Annotated in this window: 1 protein-coding gene; it reads left to right on the top strand. The window is 40.1% G+C overall.

The genetic code is table 11. The annotated features are described in order from the left end of the window. Positions 1-46 precede the first annotated feature (46 nt). Positions 47-1,215 (top strand): IS3 family transposase gene (locus ACTRWE_RS19170; protein WP_462880529.1). Its coding sequence is split into 2 segments (ribosomal slippage): positions 47-317 and positions 317-1,215, totalling 1,170 coding nucleotides; the frame shifts between segments, so codons are not numbered across the junction. Positions 1,216-1,247: the final 32 nt, after the last annotated feature.

Here is a 1,247-nt window from a genome sequence, read left to right as displayed (position 1 = left end):
TGATACGACTCTATAAAAGTGGACACTTATTTAAGGAATAAGTGTTATGAAAATCAAAACTAGGCGTAGTCATTCAATTGAATTTAAAATAAAAGCAGTTGAACAATCGTTAGACTCTCCAGATACTGTTAATGTAATAGCGCATCGGCTGGGTATTAACCCTGTCTTATTATCTAAATGGAGACGACAAATGACGTCAAAAAGTACATCTAACCCAATTAAAAACCAAGGCCCTGATAAGTCATATAAAGATTTGGAGCGCCAAGTGCGTAAGCTTGAAAAGCAATTGGAAGATGCGCAGTTGGAGAACGATGTGTTAAAAAAGGCGAAGGCCTACTTGGACAGCCGAAAAGAATAAGGTTTGAGTATATTCACCAAGCTGCGACAGCTAAGAAAACGATTAAAAAATTATGCACATGGTTGTCAGTATCAAAAGCAGGATATTATAAATGGCTAAAGCACTCATTAAGTCAACGTGCGTCAGAAAACGACTCATTGCTTGAGTTTTTGAAAAAAGTAAGTAGTGATGAGCACTGTATTCCGGGCTACAGAAAGTTGTGGAAAGCCGCTATAGACAATGGGTATGAGTGTAGTAAAGGCCGTGTGCAGCGATTACTGCAGAGTATGGGTTACCGCTCAGCCGCGGGTAAACGCCGATATACCGGTAGCGGAAAAAAGCAGGGGCATATCACTGCAGAAAACTTATTGGGTCGTGAGTTTAGTGTTGATAAACCCAATACGGTATGGGTGTCAGACATAACGCAAGTTCGTTGCAGAGAGGGTTGGCAGTATTTATGTGTAATTTTAGATTTATACTCACGCAAAGTCGTTGGTTGGGCAACAAGTCGAGTTAACAGCGCAGACTTGGTGATTAGAACGTTAAAAAAAACATGGGATGCACGTAAACCTGATGGAAGTCGCTTATTATTTCACTCAGACCAAGGCAGCCAGTATCGTGCAAAAGAAACAATATCGTGGTTGAACAACCGACAGGTAACAATTAGCATGTCGAGAAAAGGGAATTGCTGGGATAATGCCTGCTCAGAAAGCTTTTTTGCTCAGTATAAAAAAGAATGGATGAACAATTTAAATGAACTGAGTCGTAGTGAAATGACAGTACAAAGTCGCTTTTATATCGAAAACTACTACAACTCAGTAAGAATGCATGGCACGCTAGGAAATGTGAGTCCCATGCAATACGAGTTAATGAATTAAAAACCCGTGTCTACTTTATCGGGGTCGTATCA

The organism is Pseudoalteromonas sp. G5_S1_54_S4 (assembly GCF_054968565.1).
This window is presented reverse-complemented; position numbering and strand designations above follow the sequence as displayed.